The sequence below is a fragment of the Pontiella sp. genome (assembly GCF_041622395.1).
Classification (GTDB): domain Bacteria; phylum Verrucomicrobiota; class Kiritimatiellia; order Kiritimatiellales; family Pontiellaceae; genus Pontiella.
Genome location: NZ_JBFJYW010000199.1, coordinates 1 through 7,361 on the forward strand (window position 1 = coordinate 1; position 7,361 = coordinate 7,361).

Annotated in this window: 5 protein-coding genes; all 5 read left to right on the plus strand. The window is 61.1% G+C overall.

Annotated elements, in window-relative coordinates:
• Positions 1-1,002 (plus strand): 3-dehydroquinate synthase (aroB, locus tag ABYO54_RS11640; protein WP_372808422.1); only part of this gene is annotated, 1,002 nt, incomplete at its 5' end.
• An 86-nt stretch (positions 1,003-1,088) separates the two neighbouring features.
• Positions 1,089-2,213: a DNA-processing protein DprA gene (gene dprA, locus ABYO54_RS11645; protein ID WP_372808423.1), complete on the plus strand. Its 1,125-nt coding sequence runs from the start codon at positions 1,089-1,091 to the stop codon at positions 2,211-2,213.
• 27 nt (positions 2,214-2,240) lie between these two features.
• Complete coding sequence (locus tag ABYO54_RS11650; protein ID WP_372808424.1) at positions 2,241-2,636, plus strand: GxxExxY protein; 396 nt, start codon at positions 2,241-2,243, stop codon at positions 2,634-2,636.
• A 51-nt stretch (positions 2,637-2,687) separates the two neighbouring features.
• Positions 2,688-5,246, plus strand: a complete 2,559-nt coding sequence (gene topA, locus ABYO54_RS11655) for a type I DNA topoisomerase (RefSeq protein WP_372808425.1) — start codon at positions 2,688-2,690, stop codon at positions 5,244-5,246.
• Between the two features lie 166 nt (positions 5,247-5,412).
• The gene (gene purH / locus ABYO54_RS11660; RefSeq protein ID WP_372808426.1) at positions 5,413-7,029 is read left to right on the plus strand and encodes a bifunctional phosphoribosylaminoimidazolecarboxamide formyltransferase/IMP cyclohydrolase; all 1,617 of its coding nucleotides are present in this window, start codon (positions 5,413-5,415) and stop codon (positions 7,027-7,029) included.
• The last annotated feature ends 332 nt before the right edge of the window (positions 7,030-7,361 follow it).

Below are 7,361 nucleotides of genomic sequence, written 5' to 3' on the forward strand. Positions count from 1 at the left end.
CTATGCGCCGGGGTTGGGCTGAAGGGGAAATGTTTAATCATCACCGACGAAAACGTCGGCGGGCACTATGCCGCCATCGTCAAGGCGTCGCTGGAAGGCGCCGGTTTTTCGGTGGGCCTGATCACGCTGCCGCCGGGCGAGCCGACGAAGTGCGGCGAGCAGGTGTTTGCGCTGCATAGCGAATGCGTGAAAGCCGGGCTCGACCGCAAATCGTTTATCGTGGCGCTCGGGGGCGGGGTCATCGGCGATTTGGCCGGTTTCGTGGCCGCGACCTATTTGAGGGGCATCGATTTCGTGCAGGTTCCGACCACGCTGCTTTCGATGGTCGACAGCTCCGTCGGCGGCAAGACGGGCGTGAACATTCCCGAAGGAAAGAACCTCGTGGGCGCGTTTTACCAGCCGCGGCTGGTGCTGGCCGACCTCGATTCGCTCAAGACCCTGCCGCCGCGCGAATATGCCGCCGGGCTCGCCGAGGTCGTCAAATACGGCATCATCTACGATGCCGCGTTTTTCGAGACCCTCGAAGCAAACGTGGACGGGCTCGCCGACGTCAACAACTCCGAGCTACTCGCCCGGATGGTGGGCCGCAGTTGCGAGATCAAGGCCGCCGTCGTTGCGCAGGACGAGCGCGAGGGCGGGCTCCGCGCCATTCTCAACTTTGGCCACACCGTCGGCCACGCGGTCGAAAATGTCGCGGGTTACGGCGAATATGTGCACGGCGAAGGCGTGGCGATCGGTTCCGTCTACGCGGCGCGCGCCTCGGTGGCGGTCGCGGGCCTTTCTCCGGCGGAGTGCTTGCGGATCGAAGCCATGTTCCGGGCGCTGAAGCTCCCGGTGAATGCCCCTCGATTTCAATGGCCGGATCTGCGCAAAGCGCTTTCGGTCGATAAAAAGACGGTCGGCGGAATGCCGAAATTCGTGCTCGTTTCCGCAATCGGGAAATCCAGCATCGGCAACGAAATCCCGGAAGCGCTCATGGAGCAACTCTGGAACGGATTATAAAACACGAAGGCGCCAAGGACTCCAGGAGTCACAAAACCGAGCATTCGTATTCCTTGGTGTGCTTCATGTCTTAGTGGTTAATTTTTATGCAGGATCGGGAAGCATATATTGTCTTGAACATGATCGAGGGGCTCGGGCCGGTGAGCGTCCGGCGTCTGATCGACTGCCTCGGTTCGCCCAAGGCGATTCTGGAGGCCGACCGCGAGGCGCTGATGAAGGCGCGCGGGGTCGGCGAAAAGCTGGCCCTGAAGATTCTGTCCCAGCGCGACGCGATCGATGCGGCCGAGGAGATCGATAAGGCGGCCGACTTCGGGGCGCGGATCGTTACGATGGTGGACGATGAATATCCCGCGGCGCTCAAGGCCATCCACGATCCGCCGCTGGCCCTCTATATAAGGGGGCGCTTTTTGCCGGAGGATTCCAAGGCGCTCGGCATCGTGGGTTCGCGCTCGACCTCGCACTATGGCCTGAGTGCGGCGGATCGGCTGGCGTACCAGCTCGGGCAGACCGGATTCACGGTCGTGAGCGGACTGGCCCGCGGCACCGATACCGCGGCGCACGTGGGCGCGCTCAAAAGCACGGGCCGCACGATCGCCGTGCTCGGCGGCGCTCTCGATTGCCTCTATCCGCCGGAAAACGCGGAGCTGGCCGACCGCATCGCCAAGCAGGGCGCGGTGGTCAGCGAATATCCGCTCGGGCGCCAGGCCGACCGCATGACGTTCCCGTACCGCAACCGCATCATCAGCGGGCTGAGCATGGGCGTGCTGTTGATCGAATCCGATCTCAAGGGCGGGTCGATGCATACGACCGAGGCGGCGATGGAGCAGGGGCGCACCGTGTTTGCGCTGCCGGGCCGGATCGATACGCCCGGCGCCCGCGGCCCGCACATGCTGATCAAGAACGGCGCCAAGTTGGTCGAGTCGTTGGATGACATTTTGGAAGAGTATGAATTCCTGATCCCGCCGTCGGAGCTGGAGGCGCCCGAGCGCGCGCCTGCCGCCCGGCCGGAGGTCCCCTTGGATGATCGGGAAAGCAGGATTGTCGATGCCCTTTGGCAGGAGCCCTTGGATGTCGATTCCTTGGCCCGGTTGATCGGGTTCAAGAGCCATGAGCTGAGCGGCGTCCTGCTCGGGCTCGAAATGAAAAGGGTGATTCGCACGCTGCCCGGCAGAATGGTCGAACTCTCGGATGACCTTCGGCAGATGAGATAGACACGAAGGCACACAGGACTCTAAGAGATGAATTATGAACCGTTGCCAGATGAGCTGGAACGAATCGGGAAGGAAATTGTCGATTCGGCTTATCGCGTTCATCAGGAGCTCGGGCCGGGGTTGCTTGAGTCGGTTTACGAAGAGTGCATGGTTTCCCATCTTCGGAAGAACGGTCTAAAAGTCGAAGTGCAGGATTGTCTGCCGGTTGAGTTTGATGGGCAGGTGCTTCAGCAAAACAAAGTAAGAATCGACATGGTGGTGGAGGATAAGGTCGTTGTAGAAAACAAGGCCGTTTCGGAAATGAATCCTCTATTCGAAACCCAAACCCTGAATTACCTCAGGCTAGGTGAGATGCGTTTGGGTTATTTAATCAATTACAACGTCACTTTAATAAAAAACGGCATTAAGAGATTCGTTATCTGAACTTCGAGTCCTTTGTGCCTTAGTGTTTGAAAACCCCAGGTAGGAAGAGCAATGAGCAAAAACCTCGTAATTGTGGAGTCGCCCGCGAAGGCGAAGAAGATCAACCAGTTCCTCGGCAAGGACTACTGCGTGATGGCCTCCGTCGGCCATGTGCGCGACCTGCCGGCCAAGAAGCTCGGCGTGGATGTCGAAAAGGGCTTCGAGCCGGAATATGTCGCCACGACGCGCGGCAAGAAGGTGCTGAAGGAGCTCAAGGCCGAGGCCAAGAAGTGCGAGAACATCTATCTCGCGCCCGACCCGGACCGCGAAGGGGAGGCCATTGCCTGGCACCTCTACGAAGCGCTCAAGAAAACCGTCCCGGACGAAAACTTCTACCGCGTGACCTACAACGAAATCACCAAGTCCGCGATCCTGGCCGCCTTCGAGCAACCGGAAAAGATCGATATGGACCGGGTGAATGCGCAGCAGGCGCGCCGTATTCTCGACCGTCTCGTCGGCTTCCAGGGCAGTCCGGTCGTGCGCAAACAGATCCGCGGCGCGCAGAGTGTTGGCCGCGTGCAGACCGTTGCGCTTCGGCTGGTGGTCGAGCGCGAGAACGAGATTGCCGGGTTCCAACCCGAGACCTATTTCACCGTCGGCGCGCAGGTCCGCAAGCAGGAGGCGCCGCTCGACCCGTTCACGGTCAAGCTCGCCCGCATCAACAACGAGCCGATCGGCATCAAGGACCGCAAGCTGCTGCCGGGCGCCGTAAAGACCATGGAGCAGCTCGAAGGCATCCAGAAGGAGCTCGACAACAGCCCGCTGAAGGTCCGCGACGTCATCACCAAGGTGGTCACCCGCCGGGCCCGTCCGCCGTTCATCACCTCCACGCTGCAGCAGTCGGCCTCCGGTTCGTGCGGCTTTGCGCCGGCCCGGACCATGGGCATCGCCCAGAAACTCTACGAAAGCGGACTCATCACCTACATGCGTACCGACTCGTTCAATATCGCCAAGTCGGCGCAGGACGAGTGCCGCCAGTTCATCGGCAACAGCTACGGTTCCGAATACCTGCCCGAAAAGCCCAACTTCTATAAAAGCAAGGGCGCCGCGCAGGAGGCCCATGAAGCCATCCGCCCGACCGACGTGACCGTCGAGCCCGGCCGCGAAGGCGTGAAGCTCGAGGCCGCCGAGCAAAAGCTCTACAAGCTGATCTGGGAGCGCTTTGTCGCCAGCCAGATGGTTCCCGCGAAGATTGCCCGCCGCACGGTCGAGGTCGAGGCGGGGACGCAAAACAGCTACCTGTTCCGCGCCACCGCTTCCGAGATCGCATTTCCCGGCTACATGAAGGCCAGCGGCATCGAAGCCGCCGCCGACAAGCCGAAAGAGGGCGACGACTCCGAAACCGAAACCATCCCGCCGCTGGTCAAGGACGAAAACCTCGACGTACTCGACTGGCTCTCGGAACAAAAGGAAACCAAGCCCGTTGCGCGCTATACCGAGGCCTCGCTCATCCAGGCGCTGGAAGAGAACGGCGTCGGCCGTCCGTCCACCTACGCCGCGATCATGTCGAAGCTCGACGAGCGCGAATACGTCGTCAAGGACAAGCGCTCGCTGATCCCGACCGAGCTCGGCAAGGAGCTCGTCACGCTCGTGCTGCGGACCGAGGAAAAGCTCAAGTCCGGCAACAAGGTCGATCTGTTCGAAGTCCGCTTTACCGCCGACATGGAACACAAGCTCGACGAGGTTGAAGAGGGCAAGATCGAGTGGACGGATATGATGCAGGAGTTCTACCCCTCGCTGCTCGAATGGATCGAGCACGCGAAGGAGACCGCCGATCCCGCCATGGTCGCCAAGTGTTTCCAGGCGTTGGAAGCCGTCCGCGAATGGGCGCCCGCCGTGAAGTCCGGCCGCCGCGTTTACGACGACCGCAAAACCTTCGAAGACCTCAAGGAAAAGGTCGACGAGGGCGAGCTGCTCTCCAAGCGCCAGGGCGAGATGCTGCATAAGATGTGCTGCCGCTACATCCAGCAGATCTCCCCGGAACTGGCCGCCGAACTGGAGCTGATCGAGCCGGAAGCCGTCCGCGGCGATACGCCGCGCAAGATCGAGCTGCTGGCCAACGTCAAATTCGAGGAGCCCCGCAAGGTGGGCAAGCGCACCTACGACGACAAGAAGTTCGTCTCCTCCCTCGGCGACCAGATCGCCATGGGCAAACGCCTTTCCGAGCGCCAGCTGGCCTATCTCGATACGCTGCTGACCAAATATTCCGACCAGCTCGAAAACTTCGAGGCCATCAAGGCCGAGTTCAAGCTCGACGAGAAGGAGGAGGTCGAGGCCGATCCCACGACGGCTCCGGTGCTGGCGCTGTTCGACCACGTTGCCGAGTGGGCCGAGCCGACCACGCGCGGCAAGCGCGAGTTCAACGACAAGACCTTCTTCGAGTCGATTTCCGCGCAGTTCAAGGGCAAGGGCTCGCTCTCCGACCGCCAGCTCGCGGCGTTGAAGAAGATGGCCGCGCGCTATGCCGACCAAATCCCGAACTATGCCGCCGCGCAGGATCAATACGGCCTGCCCGCCCCGCGCGTGCCGAAAAAGAAAAAGGAAGAGGCGGCGGACGCGGCGGAATCCTAGAAAAAGGCCGCAGGCCGCAAACGCCTGCGCAAGCCCCTCGGCGGCGGGGGAAAGAGGATTCGACCCCCGCCGCAGATTTTAGCGCTGCCCCTGAAAAAATCCGTGCAATCGGTTCGGGGGCTAGGTACAAATGCACCCCTAGTTTTGAATACAACGGAGATGGAGAATGGATGTGAAGATTGAACGCGCGCTGCTGAGCGTATCCGACAAGGCGGGAATTTTGGATTTCGCCCGTCATTTGCATGAAATGGGAGTGGAGCTGCTGTCCACCGGCGGAACCGCCAAGGCCATCCGCGAAGCCGGGATTCCGGTCAAGGACGTCTCCGAGTTCACGGGCTTCCCGGAAATGCTCGACGGCCGCGTCAAAACCCTCACGCCGCAGGTCCACGCCGGCATTCTCTACATGCGCGACAACGACGAACACGTCAAAACCATGATGGATCACGGCCTCGGCCAGATCGATCTCGTCTGCGTCAACCTCTATCCCTTCGAAGAAACCATCGCGCGGGAAGGCGTCACCCTCGCCGAGGCGATCGAGCAGATCGACATCGGCGGCCCGACCATGATCCGCTCCGCCGCCAAGAACATGAAGTTCGTCACCGTCGTCACCGACCCGGCCGACTACGCCCGCGTGATTGCCGAAATGAAGGCGAACAACGGCGCCACCACCGAAGGCTTCCGCTTCGTTCTTGGCCAGAAGGTGTATGCCCGCGCCGCCGAATACAACGCGGCCATCGCCACCTATCTCGCCGAACAGGTTGCCGAACAGAAGCTTTCCAAGCCCTTCATCAAGGCCTACTCCGACGGAGCCGAGCTGCGCTACGGCGAAAACGCCCACCAAAAAGCCTGGCTCTACAAGGATGCCGATTCCCGCGAATCGACCATCGCCCTGGCCGAAGTCCTGCACGGCAAGGAGATGAGCTACAACAACTATGTCGATGGCGACGGCGCGCTCGAAGCGGTCAAGGATCTTTCCGGCAAGCCGGGCGTTGCGGTCATCAAGCACACCAATCCGTGCGGCTACGCCACGGGCGCAACCCTCGCCGAAGCCTTCGAAGCCGCCTGGGCGGGCGACCCGGTCTCCGCCTTCGGTTCCGTCATCGCCGTCACCCAGCAGGTCGATCTCGCAACCGCGGAGTGCCTCGACGGCCGCTTCATCGAAGCCATCATTGCCCCCGGCTATGCCGCCGACGCGCTCGACCACCTCAAGAAGAAAAAGAACCTGCGCATCCTCAAGCTCAAGAAGCCGATGGGCAAAGCGCTGCCGCAGCGCATGGTCAAGCAGATCAACGGCGGCCTGCTGGTGCAGGATCTCGATACCGAGATTCTCGAAAAGTGGGAAGTGCCGACCAAGGCGCCGTTCGACGAAACCAAGAAAGAGCTCGCGCTCTTCGGGATCGCCGCGGCGAAGCACACCAAGTCCAACGCCATCGTTCTGGTGCAGGAATACAAGCCCGGCCAATTCCGCGTGCTCGGCATGGGGGCCGGACAGCCCAACCGCGTCGACGCGCTCAAAAAGCTCTCGGTCTCCAAGGCGGTCGAAAACCTCAAAACCGAGAACCCGGAGATCACCGACGCGGAGATCCAGCAGACCATCGGCGAGTGCGTTTTCGTCTCCGAGGCCTTCTTCCCGTTCGCCGACAGCATCGACGCCGCCAGCGAAATGGGCGCGAAGTTCATCGTCCAGCCCGGCGGCTCCATCCGCGACGACGAAGTCATCGCGGCCTGCAACAAATACGGCATCGCCATGGCCATGACCAACATGCGCCACTTCAAGCACTAGCCTGCAGGCGCGCATCCTGCCGCATTGCATCCGCAAAGCCCGCTCGCCGAGCGGGCTTTGTTGTTTCCGCTTTTTCAGCACCTTATTCACATGGTTCAGCAAAGCGGAAATAGTTGATTTTGGCGGCGAGGTGGTGTGGTTGTTCAATCCGGAAGCGCAGCGAATGGTATCGGGTTTGTAGGGCCGGAATGGCTGAAAGTGTCGGGGCGCTTTCGGTCGACCTCGCGTCGCGCCGCCCCATGAATCGCAATCAAATCCCCTCGCCCTGAAGGGGCGATGCCCAAGGCTCAACCTCGAAAAGTAAATGAACCACAGATTAACGCGGATAAACA